This window comes from Nannocystis bainbridge, assembly GCF_028368995.1.
Classification (GTDB): domain Bacteria; phylum Myxococcota_A; class Polyangia; order Nannocystales; family Nannocystaceae; genus Nannocystis; species Nannocystis bainbridge.
Window position 1 is genome coordinate 532,217 of the sequence record NZ_JAQNDL010000003.1, and the last position, 22,768, is coordinate 554,984.

Annotated in this window: 18 protein-coding genes; 6 read left to right on the forward strand and 12 right to left on the reverse strand. The window is 71.7% G+C overall.

Annotation, left to right across the window (positions count from 1 at the left end; genetic code table 11):
* Positions 1–14: 14 nt before the first annotated feature.
* Positions 15–1,685 (forward strand): IS66 family transposase, encoded by a 1,671-nt coding sequence (tnpC, locus tag POL25_RS27540; protein WP_272089197.1) that lies wholly within the window; start codon positions 15–17, stop codon positions 1,683–1,685.
* Here tnpC and POL25_RS27545 read toward each other — a convergent pair.
* The 8 genes from POL25_RS27545 to POL25_RS27580 form a co-directional block, all read right to left on the reverse strand.
* Positions 1,619–2,257 carry a hypothetical protein gene (locus tag POL25_RS27545; protein WP_272089198.1) on the reverse strand — a complete coding sequence of 213 codons (639 nt, stop codon included), beginning with the start codon at positions 2,255–2,257 and terminating at the stop codon, positions 1,619–1,621. The two genes, tnpC and POL25_RS27545, sit on opposite strands and share 67 nt — an antisense overlap.
* The gene (locus POL25_RS27550; protein ID WP_272089199.1) at positions 2,254–3,612 is read right to left on the reverse strand and encodes a replicative DNA helicase; all 1,359 of its coding nucleotides are present in this window, start codon (positions 3,610–3,612) and stop codon (positions 2,254–2,256) included. The genes POL25_RS27545 and POL25_RS27550 overlap by 4 nt, the downstream gene beginning before the upstream one ends.
* A 59-nt stretch (positions 3,613–3,671) precedes the next feature.
* On the reverse strand, positions 3,672–4,139 hold the full coding sequence (locus tag POL25_RS27555) for a hypothetical protein (RefSeq protein ID WP_272089200.1): 468 nt from the start codon (positions 4,137–4,139) through the stop codon (positions 3,672–3,674).
* Between the two features lie 253 nt (positions 4,140–4,392).
* Positions 4,393–4,917 (reverse strand): helix-turn-helix domain-containing protein, encoded by a 525-nt coding sequence (locus POL25_RS27560; RefSeq protein WP_272091136.1) that lies wholly within the window; start codon positions 4,915–4,917, stop codon positions 4,393–4,395.
* Positions 4,918–4,966: 49 nt separating this feature from the next.
* Positions 4,967–5,854, reverse strand: coding sequence for a hypothetical protein (locus tag POL25_RS27565; protein ID WP_272089201.1), 888 nt, complete (start codon positions 5,852–5,854; stop codon positions 4,967–4,969).
* Positions 5,848–7,005, reverse strand: a complete 1,158-nt coding sequence (locus tag POL25_RS27570) for a hypothetical protein (protein ID WP_272089202.1) — start codon at positions 7,003–7,005, stop codon at positions 5,848–5,850. Before POL25_RS27570 ends, POL25_RS27565 begins: the two co-directional genes overlap by 7 nt.
* 263 nt (positions 7,006–7,268) lie before the next feature.
* Complete coding sequence (locus POL25_RS27575; RefSeq protein ID WP_272089203.1) at positions 7,269–7,484, reverse strand: hypothetical protein; 216 nt, start codon at positions 7,482–7,484, stop codon at positions 7,269–7,271.
* Entirely contained in the window at positions 7,481–9,031 is a 1,551-nt protein-coding gene (locus tag POL25_RS27580; protein ID WP_272089204.1) for a tyrosine-type recombinase/integrase, read from the reverse strand. The genes POL25_RS27575 and POL25_RS27580 overlap by 4 nt, the downstream gene beginning before the upstream one ends.
* Positions 9,032–9,459: 428 nt before the next feature.
* On the opposite strand from POL25_RS27580, the gene POL25_RS27585 reads away from it, so the two are divergent.
* Positions 9,460–10,440, forward strand: a complete 981-nt coding sequence (locus POL25_RS27585) for a hypothetical protein (RefSeq protein ID WP_272089205.1) — start codon at positions 9,460–9,462, stop codon at positions 10,438–10,440.
* A gap of 63 nt (positions 10,441–10,503) precedes the next feature.
* On the opposite strand, the gene POL25_RS27590 is transcribed toward POL25_RS27585, so the two are convergent.
* The 3 genes from POL25_RS27590 to POL25_RS27600 all read right to left on the reverse strand — a co-directional run bounded on the left by POL25_RS27590 (position 10,504) and on the right by POL25_RS27600 (position 13,009).
* Positions 10,504–10,989, reverse strand: a complete 486-nt coding sequence (locus POL25_RS27590) for an MYXO-CTERM sorting domain-containing protein (RefSeq protein WP_272089206.1) — start codon at positions 10,987–10,989, stop codon at positions 10,504–10,506.
* A 230-nt stretch (positions 10,990–11,219) separates the two neighbouring features.
* Entirely contained in the window at positions 11,220–12,005 is a 786-nt protein-coding gene (locus POL25_RS27595; RefSeq protein ID WP_272089207.1) for an alpha/beta fold hydrolase, read from the reverse strand.
* Between the two features lie 68 nt (positions 12,006–12,073).
* Entirely contained in the window at positions 12,074–13,009 is a 936-nt protein-coding gene (locus tag POL25_RS27600; RefSeq protein ID WP_272089208.1) for a bestrophin family protein, read from the reverse strand.
* Positions 13,010–13,090: 81 nt separating this feature from the next.
* Here POL25_RS27600 and POL25_RS27605 point away from each other — a divergent pair, with 81 nt between their 5' ends.
* The 4 genes from POL25_RS27605 (at position 13,091) to POL25_RS27620 (ending at position 21,771) form a co-directional block, all read left to right on the forward strand.
* Positions 13,091–15,070, forward strand: a complete 1,980-nt coding sequence (locus tag POL25_RS27605) for a 4-alpha-glucanotransferase (RefSeq protein WP_272089209.1) — start codon at positions 13,091–13,093, stop codon at positions 15,068–15,070.
* 21 nt (positions 15,071–15,091) lie between these two features.
* Positions 15,092–18,922 carry a serine/threonine-protein kinase gene (locus tag POL25_RS27610; RefSeq protein ID WP_272089210.1) on the forward strand — a complete coding sequence of 1,277 codons (3,831 nt, stop codon included), beginning with the start codon at positions 15,092–15,094 and terminating at the stop codon, positions 18,920–18,922.
* 78 nt (positions 18,923–19,000) lie between these two features.
* Complete coding sequence (locus POL25_RS27615) at positions 19,001–20,536, forward strand: DUF262 domain-containing protein (protein ID WP_272089211.1); 1,536 nt, start codon at positions 19,001–19,003, stop codon at positions 20,534–20,536.
* 2 nt (positions 20,537–20,538) lie between these two features.
* A complete protein-coding gene (locus POL25_RS27620; RefSeq protein WP_272089212.1) occupies positions 20,539–21,771 on the forward strand; it encodes a type II toxin-antitoxin system HipA family toxin in 1,233 nt (410 codons plus the stop codon).
* A 48-nt stretch (positions 21,772–21,819) separates the two neighbouring features.
* On the opposite strand, the gene POL25_RS27625 is transcribed toward POL25_RS27620, so the two are convergent.
* The gene (locus tag POL25_RS27625) at positions 21,820–22,569 is read right to left on the reverse strand and encodes a DUF1295 domain-containing protein (protein ID WP_272089213.1); all 750 of its coding nucleotides are present in this window, start codon (positions 22,567–22,569) and stop codon (positions 21,820–21,822) included.
* Between the last annotated feature and the right edge of the window lie 199 nt (positions 22,570–22,768).

Here is a 22,768-nt window from a genome sequence, read left to right on the forward strand (position 1 = left end):
CGTACGTAGGAGGCGTGACCGAGGTCGAGCTCGTCCGCCATGAACTCGAGAGCCGCATGCGCGAGCATGCGGACACGATCGACAAGCTGACCGCCGAGCGCGAGCGGTACAAGACGCTGTACATGGAGCTGCTCGAGCGCTGCAAGCTGCTCGAGAAGGGCATCGTGGTCGGCAAGAAGGCCGAGCGCTTCACCGCCGGCGACGATCCGCAGCTCGCCCTGCAGATCCTCGAGATGATGCTCGCCGGCCGCGACGTCGTCGTGGAGCAGGTCGAGGAAGAGCTCGAGCTCGACGACGCCGAGGATGAAGACGCCCACGACAACGAGGTCGATCGTCCTGCGTCTACCCGGCGACGCTCTCGCGGCCGTCGGCCCCTTCCCGAGAATCTCCCGCGGGTCGAGATCGAGGTCCTGCCGCCCGAGGTCGTGCGCGAGGGCCTCGACGCGTTCCAGCGGATCGGCCAGGTCGTCAGCGAGGTCGTCGAACGTCGACCGGCCTCGCTCGTCGTCGCGCGGATCGTCCGGCCGAAGTTTGTCCGCAAGGGTGAGGCGCCGGGCACGGTCGAGGACCAGGCGATCGAGGCACCGGCGGTGCAGATTGCCGAGCGGCTGGAGCTGCCGATCGAGCGCGGCCTCGCCGGCCCCGGGCTGCTCGCCGACACGATCGTCCATCGCTGGCAAGACCACCTGCCCGCGAACCGCCTCGAGGCGCTCTACGCCCGCGACGGGCTGCAGCTCGCGCGCTCGACGATCTGCGGCTGGCACGAGCAACTCGCGGATCTCGTCGAGCCGCTCGTTGAGGCGATGTTTGCCGACGCCTTCACGCAGCCCTATCTCTGCACTGACGCGACCGGCGTCCTCGTGCAGGCAAAGGAGCAGTGCCAGCGCGCCCACTTCTGGGTGCTCGTGGCGCCGGAGCGCCACGTCCTCTTCCGCTTCTCGCCGGCCCACGACAGCGAGGCCGTCGATCGGCTGCTGAAGGGCTACACGGGCTATCTCGTCGCCGACGCCCACGCGGTCTACGATCATTTGTACGCGAGCGGCGATGTCGTCGAGGTCGGCTGCTGGGCCCACTGCAGGAGGTACTTCTTCAAGTGCCTCGGTTCGGAGCCAGAGCTGGCCCGGCACGCGCTGTCGCTGATCAAGGCGCTCTTCAAGATCGAGCGCGCGCTGGCGACGGCGCCCCGCAAGAAGCGAGAGTCGGTCCGCCAGGCGAAGTCGAGACCGATCGTCGACGCCTTCTTCCTCTGGTGCGACCAGCAGGCCGCGCTCGCCCTCGATGGTACGCCGCTCGCCAAAGCCCTCGGCTACGCCCGCAATCAGCGGATCGCCCTGCAGCGCTTCCTTGGCGACGGCCGGCTGCCCCTCGAGAACAACATCTCCGAGCGCAACCTCCGGCGCGAGGTCATCGGCCGCAAGAACTGGCTGTTCCTCGGCAGCGAGGAGGGCGCCCGCGCCAACACACTCTTCGTGTCGCTCCTGGCGAGCTGCCAGCTCCACCGGATCGAGCCCTGGGCATACCTCCGCGACCTGCTGTGCCTGCTCCCGTCGTGGCCCCGGCGCCGCGTCCTCGAGCTCGCACCGGCCTTCTGGCAGGAGACTCTGAAACAGGAGGACACTCAGCAGCGGCTCGCCACCAACGTCTTCCGCGGCGTGTCCCTCGGGAAGCATACGAGCGAGGTGTAGCCGAACGGCGGGTCAGCCGGCAACGTAGCTCGCCGGACGCATACCTCGCGGCGGCCAGGCGCCGCGGCGGGCGTGTGGGGCGGCTCGTCGCGCGGCGGTGCCTCGAGACGGCGATCGGTCTCGACCTGCCCGTCGCGCAGCCCGTCAGCGTCGGCCATCGCGCGCGACAGCGCCGCCGACGTGAGCGCCCCGATCGCATGCGCCCGGCTCCACCGCGGCGGACTCCCGAGCCCGTCCCGGAGCGCCAGGAGTTCGCGTTCCTCCATCGTCTCGACGCGCGTCGACGCCAAGAACGCCGCCACGGCAGCAGCCCGCAGCGGGGTCTGTTCGCGCGGCGGGAGGGCGGCCAGCGTGCCGCTCAACTCCGCGGCGAGGCCGGCGGACAGCCGCTCGACGACCTCGGCGCCTTTGAGCGGCGACGGCTCGCCGAGAGCGTCGGCGTAGGCGCGCTGGTTCTGCGCCTGCGCGCGCACTTCGGCGAGGGCTGCTTCGAGGCCGCTGGCCTGCTCTTCGAGGTCGATCGCGATCTGCAACGCCGCGGCGTGCTCAGGGTTCGTTTGTGCGGTGGTCATGCTGCTCTCCGTTCCAAGGGTGCAAAGCGGGTCTGTTGGGCAATCCATGCAAGCTTGATCAGGTCCTCGGGGCCGTGGCGATTCTTCGCGACGCGCAACTCGGCGAGCCCGGCTGCGGCGGCCCGCTTGTCGGCGGTCGCATCGACGGTCAGCGTCAGCTCGGGCCGGTGCAGCAGCCCGACGAAATCCGCCTCCGCCTCGATGTCTCCGCCCTCGCGCAGATCTTCGAGCGTGGGCCGCTGATCGGCCCGTCCCGCCGCCATGCGGTTGACCTGCGCCAACGCGAGGACAGGCGCTTCCGCGGCCTTCGCAAGATCCTTGAGGGCCCGCGCGATGTCCCCGATCTCCGTGTATCGCTGCTCGCGCCGGTCGCTGCGCGCCTTTTGCAGGTAGTCGATCACGATCAACGGTGGGACTTGTTGGTCGACGGCGGTCGCGCGGAAGGCCATGGCCCGGCTGCGGATCTCGGCGACATCGCGGGTGCGATCGTCGATCCAGAACGGCGCGAGCCCCAGCCGACACCAGCCGTCCGCGAGGGCCTGCCGCGCGTGTTCGGGCGGCGTCTGGGACCGCACCGCGGCGAGGTCGCAGCGGCTCTCGCGGGCAAGGGCGCGCTCGATCAATTGCGTAGCCGTCATTTCGAGCGAGAAGAAGAGAACGGGCCGCAACGGCCGCTCGCCGGCGACGACCTGGCGCGAGCGCGGGACGGCGAGGTCGCACGCGATTCCGATCGCTAGCGCCGTCTTGCCTACGCGCGGCCTGGCCCCGAGGACATATAGATTCCCGGGCTCCATCCCGCCGCCGAGCACCTTGTCGAGCTCGGGGAAGCCGAACGGGACCCGCGGCGGGGGCCCAGCGGCCCAGCGCTCGCCGAGGTGTTGCAGCACGTCGCGGGCGCAGGTCGGGCCCTCGGCAGCGACGGCCGGCGCATCGCGCCCGATCTCGGCGAGCAGTTCTTCGACGGCCGCCGGCTCCGCCTCCGGGTCCCGCGCCGCCTCGGCCACGCGGAGCGCGGCTTCGCGGACCCGCCTGATGCGCGCGCGCCTGCGGATCTCTGCGGCATAGCGCCGCAAGATCGGCGCCGCGCGGGTGGCCTCCTCGCCGAGCCGGGCAAGTGAGCGCCCCGCGAGCTTGTGCTCGCCGCGGCCCCGGATCTCGTCCTCGACGGAAAGCACGTCGATCGGGACGCCCCGCGCCGCAAGCTCCAGCACGGCCCCCCAGATCTCCCGGTGGCCCTGGCCGTCCTCGAAGTCGTCCACGCGCAGCCATGCGACTTGCGCGAGCAGGCCGGAGAACACCAGCACCGACGCCAACACTACGCGCTCCGCCTCTTGCGCCGGGCGACTTGCGTTCATCCGTTCACCATGTGTCTAAATGGTCCTGTTCTATAGGTCATGTCTGTTCGGACATGGCCTTAGCGCGACTCGGTGCGGCGCCGGATCCGTTCGCACGCGCGCCGCCAACGCGAGCGGACCTGCTGCGGGCGCAGCCCCGGGTCGCTATCGTGCAGACGCGCCAGGATCACTTGCCGCTGCGCGTCCGTGACCAGGTCCAGGCAAGCCCGCAGCCTGCGCCCCGCGTCCTTGGCGTCGGGCTCGTCCCGCGCGACCAACCCGGCCACGCCGTCCCCGATGAAGACGATCCGCCCGGCCTGCCGTTGGAGTTTCCTGCACACCGTTTGAATCCCCCAGCGCAGGTGGGTCGCGAATCGCACGCTGCGGCCGAGGTCGAACGAGCGGACCCGGTCGACCAGCACGGCGCCGACCTCGGCCTCGACCTCGTCCGCGTCGACGCGCGCGGCGGCGGCCAGGGTGCGAGCCAGGGCCCTCGCATACGGCAGAAATGCCCGCATGATCGCGGCCTCGTCGCGGGCCTCGAACATGCGGCGCTCGTCCTCGGCGTCGACGAACTGGGCGCTACAGCGGCTCACGGGCGCCTCTCCCTGGCGAGCGCGACGACCTCGGGCGGAAGGCCGCCCCGATCGGCAGCACGAAGGAGCGGCGCGAGCTTGGCGGCGCGTTCGCGGTCGAGCCGCTCGGCCTGGTCGCGGCACTCGGCGGCGACGGCGAGGTAGGCGCGCGCCGCTCCCCGAAGCCTGCCCGTTTCGACCTGTCTCCCAGGACATGCCACGCGAGTCACGGAGTACCCCCGATCCAGCGCGGCGCAGGCAGCGGCGACGGGCGAGGCCGCGGCCGCGGCCGGGTGGGCCTCGGCGGCATCGACAGCGGCAGGCCAGGGGCGGCCCCGGCGAGCATCGGGACCCAGCGGGCCTTGTGCTCCCGTGCGCGCGAAATCTGAGCGTGCCCCGCAAGGGTGAGGCGCCAGCCGCGGCGCGTGTGCCAGTCGATCCGCGGGGCGTCGGCGAGAGCGGCCCGGACCAGCTCGACCCCGTAGCGCTCGACGATGCGGGCGGCGCGGACGCGCTCGACCGGCCGCACAGGTGCGAGGGCGCCGGCGGCCCCGCGCACAGGATCGGCAGGCGCGAGCGTCCAGCCGGTCCGCAAGTGGCCCTCGACGCGCCGGCGCTCGCGGTGGATCGCGCCGGCCTCTTCGAGACGGCGCAGGTGGCGATACACCGTCGCGCGGTGAAGGCCGGACAGCGCGGCGAGCCGATCGGCGCTCGGGCAGGCCCACCCGCCCGCGAGCTCGCGCCGCAGCACGTCCAACAAGGGCCTCGCCTGCTCATTCAGACAGCTATTTTCCGCCATGTTAGCGACCCTCCCGGCGCTGCTCAGCCTCCCAGCGCGCGAGCCTGGCGACTTCGTGGCGAAGCACGTCAATCCGTCCCCGCATGTCGTCGGCCAAGTTCTCCCGCATGGTCTTGATCGCCGCCGCCTCCTCGGAGAGGCGGACCGCTTCCGCAGCGAGGCGAGCCGCGTCCTCCCGCACCCGAGTCTCAAGGCCCGCGCTCGCGGCCATCTCCTCGCGGAAGCGGTCCTCCAAGCCGCTGATCAGGGCTTCGAGCTCGCGCACGCGCGGATTCACCGTGGGCCCGAAGGCGGCGTCGCGGTAAAAGGCCACCGTCCCCACGTCGAGACGGGTCTTGCCGGCGATCGCCTCGTCGCTCCATCCCTCCGTATAGAGCCCCGTCTCGACCTGGAAGTGAGCGTCCAGAAGATCGTACATGTCCCGCAGGGCGCGTGCGGCCTCGGGCGAGGGGCGGCCTCCTGCGTCGAGCGCCGGCGAGGGCTCCGGCTGCGACGTTGCGGACACCGGCGGCGTTACCGGCCGCGGGGCGGACGGCGGCGTCGTGGGCGGCCGCGCGATGCTGTGTGCGGGGTGCTGAATGACCTTCGCGTCGTCGCCGTGCTTACCTGTCGCTTCCTCGCTGTGTTTACGCATGTTCTTTGATTCCTGGCACTTTGGACAGGTTGCTTTCTCGCCGTCGCGCACGACAGCCCACCCGAGCCGCGTCCATCGCTGCGTGACGGCGATCGGGTTGATCTGCGGCTTGAAGGTTGCGAAGTCGCGGCGCTCGCAGGCTCCGCACACGATCCACATGCCCGTGCGCCCGTGTTCATCGCGACCAAAGACGAGGGCGTGCTTTCCCTCGAATTGGGACGGCCGGGTCTTGCTCTCGCTGCAGCGGATCAGCACGCGGCCGCCTCCGCGTCGATCTCAAGCTCGCGCTGCTCCCAGGGCGAGCGGGCGCCGGCGGCCCGCGCCAACATCTCGGCGAGCAAGTGTGCGCCCTCGCGGCAGGTCGCGTCGTACCGCGGAAGCGCAACCAGCCGGCGCTGCCACGCGGGCGAGCTGACCTCCACTTCCCACGGGGGCCCCTTGATCCGAAGCGTCGCGCCGGCCCATGTCGCGGTGTACGTGTCCCAAAGGACACCATGCGGATCGTCGTGGGCGAGGTCGGGTGCCCAACCCGCGCCCGGCCGCGAGCCTGGCCAAGCCACACCCGCCGCAAACAGTTGCCGCCATGCGGCGCCGAGGTGATGAAGCCGGTCCGCCGCGTGCTCGGGTCCGATGTTCCCGGCCTCGACCCACCGGCGACAGGCTTCTGCGGCCAACTCCCCGGGCAGCCGCCGCCGGCCGCGAGCATCGAGCGCGGCCGACACGAGCGTCGCGGCGGTGCGCGCGTTGTCGGCCAGGTCGACTTGTCCCTTGCGCGCGCGAGGCCATGGCACGGCGCGCGCCGTGGCCGCTTCGGCCGCGCGGACGAGGTCGTCGACGGCCGGGGCAACCCCCGCGGCCCGCGCCAGCATCCCGAGCGCGTCGCCGACGATCACCACGTGACGAGCCCGGAGACGCGACAGAGCGTCTCGGGCGCTGTCGTCGTTGAGCGCCAGCGTCTCAAACGTGCCGAGCAGAGAGTCGAGCCCAGGGAGGCGGACGAGCCGGGCGAGCTGCTCGCCCGCCGCGCTCTCAAAGGCCCGCGGTCCCCAGGTGCCCGCGGCGGCAGTCAACGGGCCGACAAGCAGCGGGCGCACGCCGTCGGGGATCGGGAGGGCCACCGGGCGCCCGTCGAGCTCCGCCCACGCCAGGCCGGCCAGCGAGGCCGCAGCGCCAGGGGCACGGAGCGACGCGCGCGACTTGTCGAGTTCGAGCGCGGCCGCGAGGGCCGGACCGAGGTCGAGCCGCCGATACTCCGCGCCGGCCGCCGGCCACTGGCCAAGCGGGCCCGCCACCACGCGCCCCTCGTCGAGCCCGACGATCCACCAGCCGCGGACCGTGACAGGACGCCGGCCGCGAGCAGGCATCAACGCGACGGCGGTCTGTAACGCTTGATCAACTTCACCCATTGCTGAACCTCATGCGCGAGCGGCGAGCCCGAGGCGGGCCGCCCTCTCGCACAGCCAAAGGGCCGTCGTGCTCGCGGCCTCTACGCGCACGGGCCTCCGCCGCCGGGGCCGACGGCCGGCGACCTTCGCCACCTGCTCCCGCACGATCAGATCGAACGACAGGCGGGCCACAAACATCGCGCCATAGAGCGCACTCGGGCCGCCGCACGCGGCGGCCTCTGCGGGTGTGTAGTTCATAGACATGTCTCTCGGGTCGGGCTCTCTCACGGGAGCAAGTCCGCCTCGTAGATGAACACCAGCAATGAACGGACGCGGTAGCGAAGGACCTCGCCGCTTGGCGCGTAGACAAACGCCGTGAGGGACGCCGAGGCACCGACGCGATCGGCGGCCTCCTCGGCGGCCTCCTCGGGCGATGCGGCGTCGATCTCGATCTCCTCCGCGTGGCCCGAGATCCGGACATGGTACTTGGGACAGGTCACATCGCCCCCCCGGTCGCGTGAGCGAGGCGGCCCGAAAGCGCGTTCGACCCAGGACGCTCCGCCCCTTCGCCGTAGATCTCGCGGGTCATCTTGGGGTCATGGCCAAGCGCCCACGCGATGTCATCGATCGGCGCGCCCTCCTCCATGCTCAGGTGGACGAAGCTGTGGCGGAGGTCGTGCGGATGCGGCCACGGCTTCGGCAGGCCGGCCAGGATTACAGCCTCCCGCATCACACGCCACACGGCGGTCTTGAGGCTTTCGGGATCATGGGTCCCGAAGAGCGGGCCGCGGACGCGGGGGCCCCACGTCCCTTGCTTCCCGAACATCAGCTCGATCTGCTTCGCGGCGACCCGAGCGGCATCGTCGTCAACGGCGATCTTCCGCTCCTTGCCCGACTTCGTGCGGACCAACTTGATCTTGTTCCCGCGGATGTCGCCGGCGTCGACGCGCGCCATCTCGTCGATGCGCGTCCCGGAGAGAAGCAGCATGCGAAAGAGCGTGTGCGGTGCCGTGTGATGCGCGAGGTCCTGGCCTTCGAGCCGACGCCGACTCCCGTCCTCGACGCGCGCGTCGTACAGGTCCGCCGCGACGGCCCGCAGGTCTCGCATTTCCTCAGACGTGATCGGCCGCGGAGGCTTGCGGCGATGCTTGGCCCGGACCCCGTAGTCCGGATCGCACTGGATCACGCCGCGGGCGCGCGCGAAGCGAAGCAGGTTCCGCAAGCGAGCTAGACAAGCCTTCGCAGCCGAGCTCCCCGCGTTCTTGCAAAGCCCCTTGTACCAGGCATCGATGATCTCGGCGGTGAGGTCGACGGCGCGGAACTCGGCGAGCGCCGGCCGCTCCGTCCCGGTGTGCTCGGGCTTCTGCGCGCGCTCCCGGAGCTTGGTGCGCAGGTACCGATACGCGCGCACCGACTTCGGCCGCAGGTGGCCGAGCGCCTCTTGCTCGATCTTGTCGGCGAGCCAGTGATCGGCGACGAGCTGCACCGTCGCCTCCGGAGTGAGGGGAGCGAGCGCCGCGCTGTCGATCGTCTCTTCGGGCTTGCGCTTCCGCTTGGAAGTCCGCGGGACGACTTCGTGCGTCGGCTGGCCGGTCGTCTCGCCGACCCTGCGCAGGTGGGCGAGCAGGCGGCCCAAGCACTTGACGAGCTTGCGGGCGACAGGCTCGTGGTAGGACTTGCAGAGTTCGGCGAACCAGGCGCGCACGACCGGCGGATGCAACGCGGTGGTCGGCAACGCAGCGAGCGACCCGAGACGGCGCAAGAGCATCGCGGCGTCCGTGTGCCCGCGAAACCCGAGGTCGCCGTCCCGCTCCCTGGCCTTCAGGTGTTCGAGCCAATCCCGCGCGGCGGCCTCGACCGAACCAGCCGGCGGCCCCGCAGGGTCGAGGCCAGGGAACGCGACCTCATGGGCACGCGCGTGATTCAGGATCGAGGTCAGCGAGCGCCGCGCGGTCGCGGCAACGCTCGGGGTGTAAGCGTGCGCAACCGTCGACACCCATTGCTCGATCGTCTCGGGGGTGAGCTTGCTTGCCCGTACGTCACGCAAGCCGCCGACCTGGGATCGGCTCGCTCGGCTCGACCGACCTCCGCGGCAAGTCGAGGGCGGTCGCGCTCGCGCTCGCTTGCTCGCCGACGCGACGCTCGGAGCGCTCGGCGGAAGGTGCTGGGGATGTCGGAAGCTCGCTACAACCCCGGCATCCACAAGCTGCGCCGCCACGCCAGCGGCCCGAGCGCCGCGGCGAAGAACGTCGCCTGATCGAACAGACCTGCTGTAAAGGACATGCTCTCGAAGTCATGTCCCTTCACACATGCTCCGAGGGCCACGCGATTCGCCGGGCTCGGGCCCGGCGATCGCGAGCACCAGCGGCGGCCACCCAGCGGCCACCCAGGCCGGCGAGCTCGCGCTGCGACGACAAACCCCGGCGCCGGGAGCCCATCGGAAATAAACGCATGGGGCCGAAGTGTTGTCGTGCCATGCGTTCGGGCTGGCTCGCGCTGGCGCTCGCGGGCTGCGCGGCGCGCTCGACCTCGACGGTCCCATCGGCGACCGAGCCCGAGCGCGTGAGCGCGGCGGTCCCGGCGGGCGCTGCCGTCTTCGTCGACCCACCGCCTCCGCCGTGTCCCGCCTCCGGGTGGCTCACGGCCGAGGTGTTGATTGGGCCGTGGAGCATCCGCTACGGATCTGCCCGGGGCACGCACACGCTGATGCAGCACGCGAAGCGCGACGATTACCTGGCCGATGGGACAGTTCACGGCGTGCGCCTGGTCCGTCCCGTGTCCTACCGCGATCGCTGGCAGGTGAGCGGCGGCAGCATGCTCGCGCTGCCGGACCAGGAACAGCGCAGCGAGCTCACGGGCTCCTGGCACGTCGACGAGACCGGCCTGCTCGAGCTGCGCTGGATCGGGCCGCAGCGGACCGAGATGACACGAGGGCGGGTGTGGGTCGACATCGAGGCCGGACCCCAACCCCACGCGCGGCTGCACCGACACCCGCTGACGCGCGGCGCCGACGAGGTGTGGCGCAGCGAGGTCTTTACCGAGGTCACGGAGGCCGGCGTGACCCGCGGCTTCACCAGCCGGATCGAGCTGCGCTTCGAGCCGCCGTTGCAGTCGAGCCCGTCGTCGTGCGGGGTGGAGATCCGCCGTGAGCTCGCGGTCTGGGGCGGCGGCCCGCCTGCCACGTGGAAAGACCGCGCGCGCGGCCTGTGCACTGTCGAGGGCCGCCAGGTTCGCATCGAGCCGGACGAGCGCCGACCCGGACGCTGGCCGGAACACGACGCTCGGCTACAGGGCGCCTACGCGCCGCTCGAGTTCGGCAGCTACGCGTGGATCGCCGCCGATATCCTCGTCGGCGGCCACGACTGGGAACCACACTCCCGCGGCCGCCCCGTGGAGCCGCCGATCCTTTGGCACGACGCCGCAGGCCGCGGCTGGTGCACGCCGGGACGTCCATAAGATGTCCTTGAAGACATGTCCCTAGGCACATGTCCTGGGGTCGGGCGTTCGCCGCCCCTGGCCTCAGCGCCGGCGCCGGCGCAGCAGCCCGACGAGCCCGAGCAGCCCGAGGGCCGCGCCCGGCGACGCGTCGCTGCGGCAGCCGCAGCCCTCCTCCTTCTTCGGCGACGTCCCGTCGCTGGTCCCGCCGTCGCTGGTCGCACCGCCGGTGGTGCTCGAGCTCCCGGCCGTCTCGCCCGTCACTCCGGCCGTCGCGCCCGTCGTCCCGCCCGTCTCGCCCGTCGACCCCGTGGTCCCCGTCGTCCCCGTGCCCGTGGCGGTGGTCGTCGCCGTCCCCATCGGATCGCAGTAGCCGCATTTCTTGCCGGGCTCCCCGGGGCAGTCCTTCTCGACGCAGTACCCGTCGCCCAGGTCCGAATAACAGGACGACCCCAGCTCCTGGTCCAGGCAGGCCATGTAAGGATCGGGGTCGGGCGCGACGTCGGCGCGGGCCGTGGTGCCGACGAGGAGCAGCGGGGACGCGAACAGGAGCACGAGAGCAGAGCGCATGGCCGGCAAGATAGCGGATCGGCGCTCGTCTCGGAATCACCGCCGCTCATGGGACGCCGCCGATCGATGTCGAGCGCCCCGCTCGGATTGGGGTCCGCCGCCGACGCGGGATCGCGCACCCATGGCCCCTCGGTCGCCAGGGCCTCATCTCGTGCGCATCGCATGTCCTTGAGGACATGCCTAAAACATCATGTTCATACGAACATGCCCCTCGGGGCATGTCGAAAATTTCACCGCACGAGCTGGCCCACGAACCTCGCCGTCGCCGCCAGCGTCTCCTCGGGCCGCTCGCGGTACGGGCTGTGTCCGCACCCCGCAAGCAGCAGCGTCTCGACCGGCCCGGCCACCCCGCCGGCGATCGCCTGCACCTGCGCGATCGTCCCGTACGCGTCGTCTTCGCCCTGGATCACCAGCGTCGGCGCCGTCACCTGCGGCAGGTAGCCCTCGAGGTTCCAGCGCCGGAACGCCGGGTCGAGCCACGCCTCGCACCAGCCGCGGAACGCCGCCTCCACGTTTTCGCCATGGTGCCGCTGCAGGCGCGCCCGCAGCTCGCCCGCCTCGTACTCGCGCTTCGCCGCCGCGATGCTGCGCACCGACACCTCCTCGCAGAACACGTGCGGCGCCATCAGCACCAGCCCGGCCACCCGTTCGCGCCCGGCCGTCGCCGCGTGGACCAGCGCGATCGACCCGCCGTCGCTGTGCCCGACCAGGATCGCCGAGCGCACCCCCGCCGCGTCGAGCACCGCGCCGACCACCGCCTCGCCCTCGCGCTGCATGTAGTCGAGCGGCCGCGGCAGCGCGATCGTCTGCGAGCGGCCGTAGCCGGCGCGGCTGTACACCAGCGCCCCGCAGCCGGTCGCCGCGACCAGCCGCTCGGGGAAATCGCGCCACAGGCTCACGCAGCCGAGCCCCTCGTGCAGCAGCACCAGCGTCGGCGCCTCGGCCGGCCCGGGCCCGACCCACCGGTACTCGAGCCGCTGCCCTGCCGCCGTCAGATAGCCTGTCTCTTGCGACATGCCTGATTCAACATGTCCTTCCAGACATACCCATCACACCGAACTCGGCAGTCTCTCGCGCCATGTCTTCAGAGCAGCTGCCCGTGGTGCGGCTGGGCCGGCTCGGGCAGCTCGGTTTCGCCGAGGCGCTGGCGCAGGTCGAGCTCGATCGTGCGGCACAGCGCCGACAGCGGCAGGTCGTTGGGATCGCTGCCGAACGGATCTTGGATCTCCTCGCCGAGCGCGTCGAGCCCGTAGAACGCGTACGACATCATCACCACCACCACCGGTGTCATCAGCCCCAGCGGCAGCAGCACCCCGAACGGCAGCGCGTAGCAGTAGGCGCCGATGATGTGGCGCAGCAGCACCTGATAGGCGAACGGGATCGGCGTATTGGCGATCCGCTCGCACCCGCCCTGCACGTCGGTCAGCGCCGTCAGCGTCTGGTGCAGCAGGCTCAGGTGCATCGGATGGATGAGCTCGGCGCGATAGGCCTCGTCGAGCTGCTCCGCCATCCGCTGGACCAGCGCATTGGGTCGGTTGCGCTCGGTCTTTATCTGCTCGAGCTCGCTGGCCGACATGAACGGCGCGAGGTCGGTCACCATCGTCTCCTCGCCGCGCAGCCGCATCCGCAGCGCGTGCGGGAACGCCATCACCAGGTAGATCAGGCGCCGGCGCCGCTCCAGCACCGCCGCGCCGTCCCCCGCGCCGACCAGCGTCTGCACCTGGCGCGCCAGCGTCCTGCAGGTATTGACCAGTTGGCCCCACAGCCGCCGGCCCTCCCAGTAGCGGTCGTAGGCCGTGTTGATGCGGAAGCCGAGGAAGATGCTGAGGACGAAGCCGATCAGCGTAAACGGCAGCGGCGTCACGTCGCGGCCGTCGAGCCAGCCGTAGCGCATGTGGCCCAGCGTCATCACCAGGGCGAACGTCCCGTTGAACGTCAGGCGCCGCCAGATCCGCGACAGCGTCGTCCCGCGGGCCGCGAACATGAAATACAGCCAGGACCCCCTGGTCGTGACGATCATCCGCGGCGAAGGTAGCCGTTCGGCGCCCGAAAGATCCACGCCGCGTGACGCGCGGCCGCGCCCTCGCTACCCTCCGCGGGCATGCCGGCTCACGACCGCCCCGTCGCCCGCGAAGACCTCGCCGCCGCCCTCGACATCCTCGGCAAGCGGCACCTCGTGCTCTCGATCCACGACGTCTCGTTTCCCGGGCGCGACGACGAAGATCTCGGGCGCGGCTCGCCGTACAGCGGCGGCGGTCGGGCCTTCCTCGGCTTCGTGCGCCAGCTCGGGTTCACCGGCGTGCAGCTCGGCCCGCAGGGACAGACCTCGCGCTACAACCCCTCGCCGTACGACGGCGCCCTGTTCGCCCGCGACATCCTCTCGATCGCCCTGCGCCCGCTCGCCGACGACCCCGCCTACGGCAACGTCCTCCCGCGCGGCGACCTCGACGACCTCCTGCGCGGACGGCCGGCGCGGCCTCGCCAGGGGATCACCGAACAGGCCGACTACGCCGCCGTGTGGCCGCGCCAGCTGGCCGCGCTCGCCAGCGCCTGGCACGGCTTCAGCCGTCGCCGCGCCGCCGGCGATCCGTCGGTCGCCGACCTCGCCGCCGCCTTCGACGGGTTCGTCGGCGAGCACGCCGGCTGGCTCGCGCCGGCCGGGCTGTACGAGGTCCTGTCGACCGCCTACCGGACCGGAGGGACATGGTCCGGAGCACATGGTCTTCGGGTCAGCTTCGACGGATCGCACTGGAGGAGCTGGCCGCGAGACCAGGAACTTTGGGTCAGCAAGAGCGCGCACGCGACGGCGCGGCGGGCCGGCCTGTCGCGGACCTACGCGCGCGAGCTCGAGTTCCTCGCCTTCTGCCAGCTGCTCGCAGCCCGCCAGCACGCCGCCCTGCGCGCCGAGCTGGCCGCGCGGCCGGGCCTGCCGGCCCTGCGGCTGTTCGGCGATCTCCAGGTGGGGATCTCCGTCGCCGACACCTGGGCGCTGCACGACCTGTTCTTGCCCGGCTATGCGATGGGCGCGCCGCCGAGCCGCACCAACCCCGACGGCCAGCCGTGGGGCTACCCGGTGCTCGACCCGCGGCTCTACCACGGGTCTGGCGGCCTCGGCCCGGCGCTGCGGCTGGTGGCCGCGCGCACCGACGCGATGCTGCGCGACTACGACGGCCTGCGCGTCGACCACCCGCACGGCCTGGTGTGCCCGTGGGTCTACCGCACCGACGAGCTCGACGCCTACCGCGCCGTCCAGGGCGGCGCGCGCCTGTTCGAATCGCCATGTCTCTCGGACCATCCGCGCCTCGCCCCGTACGCGATCGCGCGCGAAGACCAGCTCGACCAGGCCCTGCCGCGCCACGCCGACCGGTGGGTCCGCGCGCTCGACGACGACCAGGTCACCCGCTACGGCGCCCAGCTCGACGTCGTCCTCGGCGCCGCGCAGGCGCACGGCCGCGCGCTCGAGGACGTGTTGTGCGAAGTCCTCAGCACCCAGCCCTACCCGCTGCAGCGGGTGCTCGAGGGCCACGGCCTGGGCCGCTTCCGGGTCACGCAAAAGGCCAACCTGACCGACCCGAACGACGTTTATCGCAGCGAGAACGCCCGCCCCGAGGACTGGGTGATGCTCGGCAACCACGACACCCCGCCGATCTGGCGCCTCGCGGCCTCATGGCACGGGACCCCGCTCGCAGCCGCGCAGGCCGAGTACTTGTGCGGACGTCTGGGGTCGCGCAGCGACGACGACCCATTGCGCGCGCGCATGCTCGCCGACCCCGCCGCCCTCGTGCACGCCAAGTTCGCCGACCTGCTGGTGTGCCCCGCGCGCCAAGTGGCCGTGTTCATGAGCGACTTGTTCGGCGCCCACGACATCTACAACGCCCCCGGCGTGGTCGATCCGGACAACTGGACCCTGCGCCTGCGACCCGGCTGCGAGGCCGCGTACTGGCCGGCAGCGGCCCGCGGAGCGGCGCTCGACCTCGGGTGGGCCCTGGCGATCGCGCTGCGGTCGCGCGGCCCCGCTTGCGCGTCCGAGCACGCCGAACTGATCGCCAGGCTCGAGCGCGGCCTCGGGCGGCCGTGCTAGCCTGCAAGCGGCTCCCCCGCCATGAAGCTCCCCGTGCAGGTGCAAGCGCCGCCTGAGCAGCCGCGCACCGAAGTCGGCCTGCCGCGCGCGGCCGGCGAACGTATCCGCGAGACCATGGCGGTGGCGATCCAATTCGCCAACACGGCGATCCTGCCGGACCTCGCGCTGTCGCCGACGATGAGCACGCCGCCCGAAGAAGGCGGCATGGAGCGAACCGGTCCGCAGCCGCCGCCGGCGACTGCATTGACGGGCCAGGTCGGCCCGTACCGGATCTTGCGGCCGCTCGGGGCCGGCGGCATGGGGGCCGTGTACGAGGCGACCGATACGCGCACGGGCCAGCGCGTGGCCGTCAAGTCGCTGCTGCGCATGGGCCCGTCGGAGCTTCACCGCTTCAAGTACGAGTTCCGCAGCATGGCCGAGGTCGGTCACCCGAACCTCGTCACGCTCTACGAGCTGCACTCGCAGAGCGACCTGTGGCTCATCACCATGGAGTACGTCGGCGGCGTCGACCTGTGCACGGCGCTCCGCGCCCTCGTGCGCGCGCCCGACAGCGACCGCCGGCTGCGCGCGCTGATCCGCCAGCTCGTCCTCGGCGTCACCGCGCTGCATGAGCAGGGCCTGCTGCACCGCGACCTCAAGCCCTCGAACGTGCTCGTCACCTCGGGCGGCCGCGTCGTCATCCTCGACTTCGGCCTGGTCGCCGCGATCACTCGCACCAACAGCAACGAGACCCCGGCGGGCACTCCTCTTTACATGTCGCCCGAGCAGTGCGCCGGCCAGCTCGCGACCCCCGCGAGCGACTGGTACGCCGTCGGCGTGATGCTCTACGAGGCGCTGACCGGCAAGCTGCCGTTCACCGGCGGCTACGCCCAGATCTTCCTCGCCAAGCAGTGCGAGGAGCCGGCCCCGCCGCGCGGCCCCGGCCTGCCCGACGACCTCGCGGCGCTGATCTCCGAGCTGCTGCGCCGCGACCCCGAGAAGCGCGCCTCCGGGGCCAAGCTGCTGGCGTGGTGCGGCGGCGCGGCGCTGTCGCCGGCGCCGGCGATGGCCAGCAGCTCGATCCTGTTCGGTCGCAAGGCCGAGCTCGACGCGCTCGACGAGGGCCTCGCCGCCGCCGCCCGCGGCCGCACCGCCTGCGTCTACCTGCGCGGTCAACCCGGCGTCGGCAAGACCGGCCTCGTCCACGGCTTCCTCGGCGCCCTCCAGCCACGCGGCGACGTCGTCGCCCTCACCGCTCGCTGCTACCAGCACGAGACCGTCCCCTTCAAGGCCTTCGACAGCCTCGTCGACGCCCTCGCCGATCACCTCGGCGCGCTCGAGCCGTTCGAACTCACCCCGCTGCTCGGCACCCACACCGGCGAGCTCGCGCGCGTGTTCCCGGTGCTGCAGCGCGTGTCCGCCGTGCGCGAGCTGGCCCAGAGCGCCCGCGCCGGCGTGTCCGACCAGGAGTCGCGGCGCAAGGCCTTCGCCGCGCTCAAGCGCCTGCTCGCCGCCCTGGCCGCGCGCCGCCGGCTGGTCCTGTTCCTCGACGATTTCCACTGGAGCGACGCCGACAGCGTGCGCCTGCTGTCCGAGCTGCTGGCCCCGCCCGAAGCCCCGGCGCTGCTGCTGGTCGTCGCCTATCACACCGAGTGGCCCGGCTCGCCGCTGGTCCGCCACGAGTTCGAGCGCCTGCAGCTACGCGTCCTGCCCGAGCTCCACGTCGCCCGCCTCGACGTCGGCCGCCTCGACGAGCGCGACGCCCACGCCGCCGCGCGCGCCCTGCTGGTCGCCGCCGGCCTGCCGCCCGAGCCGTGGGCCGCCGCGATCGCCGACGAGGCCCGCGGCGACTCCTACGTGCTCGAGGCCCTCGTCCACGAGCTCACCCACGCCGACCTCGCCACCCTCACGCCCGAGTCCCTGTCCTTCGAGACATGTCTCCAGACGCGGGTCGACAACCTCTTCCCCGGCGACCGCGCCGCGCTCGAGCTGGTGGCCGCCGCCGGCGCCCCGCTGCCGACCGGCCTGCTCGCGCGCTCGCTCGGCGACCCTTCCGACATCCACGCCCGCCTGGCCCGCCTGCACGCCACCCGCCTGGTCCAGCTCGGCCGCCGCAACCACGCGCCCAGCGTCGAGCCGCTGCATGACCGCGGCCGCGCTCTGGTCGTGCGCGCCTTCTCGCCCGACCGCGCCCGCCAGCTGCACCGCCTGCTCGCCGACACCGCGCTGCAGCTCGGCCGCCCCGACGCCGAGTTCATGGCCCGTCACCTGTTCGCCGCCGGCGACCGCGAGCGCGCGGCCACCTACGCCGAGCGGGCCGGCAAGGCCGCCGCCGACGCCCTCGCCTTCGCCCGCGCCGCCGAGCTGCATGAGCTGGCCCTGCGCTGCACCCCCGAGTCGTGGCCGCGCATGGTCGCCTGCGCCCGCGCCAAGGTCGACGCCGGCCTCGGCCTCGAGGCCGCGCCGATCTTCCTCCGCGCCGCCGAAAAGGCCCCGCCGGGCCAGCGCGCCGAGCTGCGCGTCCGCGCCTGCGAGCAGTACTTCGCGGTCGGCGAGACGGCCCGCGGCGAGGCTGTCCTCAAGGACCTGCTCGAAGGGACAGGCTTCTCCGACCCCGGCAGCGGCGAGGTCCTGGCCGCCGCCTTCCAGACCGAGGTCGCCGCGCTGCTCGGCGGCGCCGAGCCGGACATGTCTTACGGGACAGGTTCCGAACCGGCCGCGCAGTCCGACGCGCTGTGGGCCGCCGCCAAGGGCCTGTTCATCCACAGCCCGGTGCGCTCGGCCTACTTCGCCGCCCGCAGCGCCGCGATCGCCCGCGCCGTCGGCGACGAGGCCCGCCACGTCCGCGGCATGGTCATCGTCCGCGCGCTGTGGGCCGCCGCCGGCGACTCCGCTGCCTTGACCCGCCTGCGCGGCATCATCGACGACTACCTGCGCCGCCGCGACGATCCCTACATCGTCGGCCTCTCGGTCCTGTTCGACGGCATCTCCGCCGTCAGCCGCGGCCGCTGGGCCGACGCCATGCGCGACCTCGAGTTCGGCATCACCCACCTGCGCCAGCGCTGCACCAACATCGCCTGGGAGTGCAACTTCGGCGCCGTCATGCTCATGAGCTTGCTCGAGTCGCGCGGCGAGCTGCGGGCCATCGCCCTGCGCAGCGCCGTCATGAGCGAGCAGGCCCAGCAGACCGGCGACTCGATGGTCGAGTTCGTCGCCGCCTACTACAGCGCCCTCGTCCTGCTCGCCGCCGACGCCCCCTCCGACGCGCGCGAGGTCGTCGCCCGCGCCGTCCGCCTCGGCAACGTCGCCGCCGGTTCGGCCGCCGGCCTGCGCGCCTCGATGATTGAGGCCCTCTGCGCCCAGTACGCCGGCGAGATCGCCATCGCCTGGACCGAGGTCGAGCGCGTCACCGCCCTGCTCGCTGCCGGCGGCGCCGCCTTCACCAAGAACCAGCGCGCCAACTTCATCAGTCTCCACGGACAGGTCGCATTGGCCATGGCCGAACGGTCAGGTACCGGCGACGCCCGCGAGCCCTACCTGGCCGCCGCCGCCGCCGACGCCGACGCCCTCAAGCAGATCGGCAACGCCGGCGCGCTCGCCTCCGCCGCCCTCCTCGACGCCGCCGCCCTGGCCCTCCGCGCCGCCGCCGCCCCCACCGTCGTCGAGGCCCTGCACGCCGCCGCCGAGGCCTTCGACGCCGCCGACATGCCGCTCGCCGCCGCCGCCGCCCGCCTCCGCCTCGGCACCTGGATCGGCGGATCCGAAGGCGAGCAGATGATCGCCCGCAGCGAAGCCTTCATGCGCCTGCAAGCGATCGCCTGCCCGGCCCGGTGGGTCATCACCAACACCCCCGGCCTGTCCCCGCCGCTGTGACATCGGCAAGGACATGTCCCGAAGGACATGTCACCGTTCGCTTGGCAACCTCGCGCGCCGGCGATATCGTTGAACGCGATGTCTCCCGCCGAAGCCACGCCGTCGTCGGCGCTGCCCGCCCGCCCCGAGGCGCAGAGTCTTCGCGTCGATGCGCTCGTCCACGACATCCTGTCCGGCCGGGTCCGCATCCCGGAAGTTCCCTCGAGTTGGGAGCCGAGCGACGTCCTCGCCCTGCTCGACAGCATGGATCGCGGCTACCCGATCGGCATCCTGCTCCTGTGGCAGCGGCCCGCGCCGCCCAAACGGCTCGTCTACGGCAGCGTCACGCTCGACGTCCCTGCCTGCGCCGACGCCTTGTGGGTCGTCGACGGCCAACAGCGCCTCCTCGCGCTGCTGCGGGTCTTCGCGGGCGCCGGTCGTCCCACGGAGTCGTACGCGGTGTCCTACGACCTCGAACGAGCCACATTCGAGCGGACGCACGGCGACTTCGACCCGCACGCCCTCCCGCTCACCGAGGTCCTCGATCCCGCGCGCCTGAACGCCTGGCTGAGCGCGCGCTCGGTGAGCAGCCGCCACCGACAGGCCGCGCTTCACCTCGGCGAGCGGCTGCGCGAATACACGATCCCGGCATACGTGCTCGGCACCCCTGACGAGACCGTCGTGTATGACCTCTACCGCCGCGTCAATGCTCCACACCGACGCCTCGCCCACGAAGCCGTGTTCGCAGCGCTCCATCGACGCGGCACCTCGGGGCCCCAGACACTCCGAGAGGTCGCCGAAGGTCTGGCGGACCTCGACTTCGGCCCACTCGAAGAACATGTCTTGAAGGGCATGTTCTTCGAGCCATCTCATTCATTGAATGCGATCGAAGGCGTCATCCGTGCGACCGTCCAGTTCTTGCGGGAAGACGCCGGAATCCCTCACGTCTCGCTCGTCCCGGTCCCGTCGTCCCTCTCCGTCCTGTCCCGCGTCCTCGCTCGCTTCCCCGCCGCCCATCCGCGCACCCGCGAGCTCCTGTCGCGCTGGCTCTGGCGCGACGCGCTCGCGGGCGCCCGTCACGGTGACCCCTCGCGGCAGCCAGAACTGAGGGCCATCGAGACCGAAGACGAATACTCGGCCGTCGGGAGCCTGTTGCGCTGCGCCGCGCCTCACCCGGCCGCGGACATCTTCCAGGATGGCGTCTTCGACCCCGGCTCGCCGGCTTCGCGGGTTCACCTGCTCGCGCTCCTCGACCTGGGCCCCCGTCACCTCGCCGATGGCACGCCCGTCACTCCGGCTCGACCGGCCGACGCCTGCGCCTACCAGCCGCTGATTCGTCCCATCGTCCCCAATCTGCCCGAGGGCGCTCACGAGCTCGACAACCTCATATTGCATCCCTCAGGGCTGGACGGGCTCGTCTCCCTCATCATCGCCTGCGAGTCGAGGGAGTTGCTGGCGACCCATGCCATTCCGCTGCCCGCCCGGGACGCGCTGCAGGCAGGGCACCTCGCGCAGTTCCTCCAGCTCCGCCACGCCGACATCCACACGCAGCTCCGTCGCTTCATCGACCGGCGAGCCCAGTGGCACGAGGCCGACACTCCGCCCGTCGAGGCGCTCCGGCTCGGAGGCGACTGATCATGCGTCTGGCCATCCTGCTCGGTGACATCGACGTCGCCCGCCTCGTGCGACGCGATGACGGCACCGTCGAGCTCACGTTCCTCGCGGACTACCGCGTGTCGTACCCGCGGCCGGTGCTCGGCCTCCACTACCTCGACAAACTGACGCGTCCCCTCCCCTTCACGTCCGGCCTCCCGTCGTTCTTCACCAATCTCTTGCCCGAAGCCGACGGTCCGCTCCGACGCCTCATCGTCCACGCCGCCGGGATCCGCGAACATCAGGAGCTCCGCCTCCTCGCCCATCTCGGCGAAGATCTGCCCGGCGCCGTCATTGTCCGCCCGCTCGACAGCTTCGAGGATCACGAGGCACCGAGCCCCGAGCTCGGCACCACGCCGCCACCGGCCACTGGCAACAAGCTGCGGTTCTCGCTCGCCGGCGTCCAGCTCAAGTATTCGATGGTCCGCCACGGCAAGGGGCTCACCTTGCCGGCCAGCGGCCGAGGCGGCGACTGGATCGTCAAGCTGCCCGACGCCGAGTACGAGCGCGTGCCCGAGAACGAGTACGCGGTCATGAGCTGGGCGCGCGAGAGCGGCATCGAAGTCCCCGAGTTCGACCTCGTCCCTCACGCCGACCTCGTCGGCCTGCCGGACCGCCGCATCGTCCGGGACGAGCTCTGCTTCGCCATCCGCCGCTTCGACCGTCTCCCCGGCGACCGCGTCCACATCGAAGATTTCGCCCAGGTCAACGGCGTCCATCCTTTCCGCAAGTACGACGACGAGCGTCCCGTCGCGGCGCGCCTCAACTTCGAGACGCTGGCCAACCAGATCCTCACCTTTTGCGGTGAAGCCGACCTGCGCCAATTCATCCTTCGCCTCGTCTTCACCGTCCTGTCCGGCAACGCCGACGCCCACCTCAAGAACTGGTCGCTCATCTATCCTGATGGCCGCACCCCACGTCTGAGCCCCGCCTACGACCAGGTGGCGACCATCGCCTACATCCCCTCGGATGAACTCGCCCTACCGTTCGCAAACTCTCTATCCTTCGAGACGGCCACTGTCGACGCCTTCCGCCGCCTCGCCCGCAAGCTCCGCCGCGACCCCGACGAGATGGAGCGATGGGTCACCGAGGACGTGGAGCGCATCATGGACGCCTGGACCACCCACGCTGCCGGCCTCCCGCTCCCCCTGGAAGCCCGCTTCGCCCTCGACCAGCACCACAAGCGTCTGCGCGCCACAGGAACCTTGCTCAAGTAAGTTGCCCCGAGGGACATGCCCGCTCGGACATGCCCCTCGCGCCAGCCCTCACAGCACGAACGGGATCACCGCTTTGCGGCTCGCCGGGTACTCGGGGAACTTCTGCTTGTACCACTTGTGGTGCGCCACCGCCCGCGGCACCAGGTTGGCCGCCGTGAACACCGCGAACGACAGCCCGGCGACCGACCAGGTGGCGATCGCCCAGCCCGTCCACTCGAGCAGCTCGCCGAAGTAGTTCGGGCACGAGATCAGCTCGTAGAGCCCGCCGCGGGGAATTTTGTAGCCCTTCTCGCCCGGCTTGCGCAGGCTGGCCAGGACCGCGTCGGCGCGGCGGTTGATGCGGTAGCCGAGCACGAACAGCCCGACCCCGATCCACAGCCGCGGGTCCAGCAGCCACGACAGCTCGTAGCGGCCGAACTCGCCGATCCAGCGCGCGTTCACGTAGGCGTTGACGAGGTTGAACACGAACCCCATCGCCACCACCGTGACCGGCGTGTGGCCGCCCGGGCGGATCTTCAGCGGGAAGATGAACGCCCGCTGGATGTAGTGCGACTGCCACAGCACCAGCAGCAGCAGCGGCACCAGGCTCCACGCACCGGCGAAGAACACCGCCAGAAACCACAGCACCGACGGCGACTCCATCACCATCCACGCCAGCCGCGTGTCCATCTGCGGCCCCCACCCCTCGCGCGCGTGGCGACCGTACGGCGCGACGATGAACAGCAGCGCCGGCACCGTCAGCGCGGCGACGAGGAACACTCCCTGGACCAGCAGCGTGTGAAACTCGAGCTCCGACATCCCCGCGAGTAGACCACACCGCCCCGGCCCCCGTCGCCCCCGCCGCGTGCGCTATTCGACGCCCGCCGGCCCCCGTCCGCGATCACCCGCTCACGCCGGGGAATCCCCCGCGCCTGTCCTTCACAACATGCTCCGAAGGCCAGCCTATGTCAGCGTCACGGCCAGCGCGGCGGCTGGCGAGCGGACCCTGGGCGCCCGG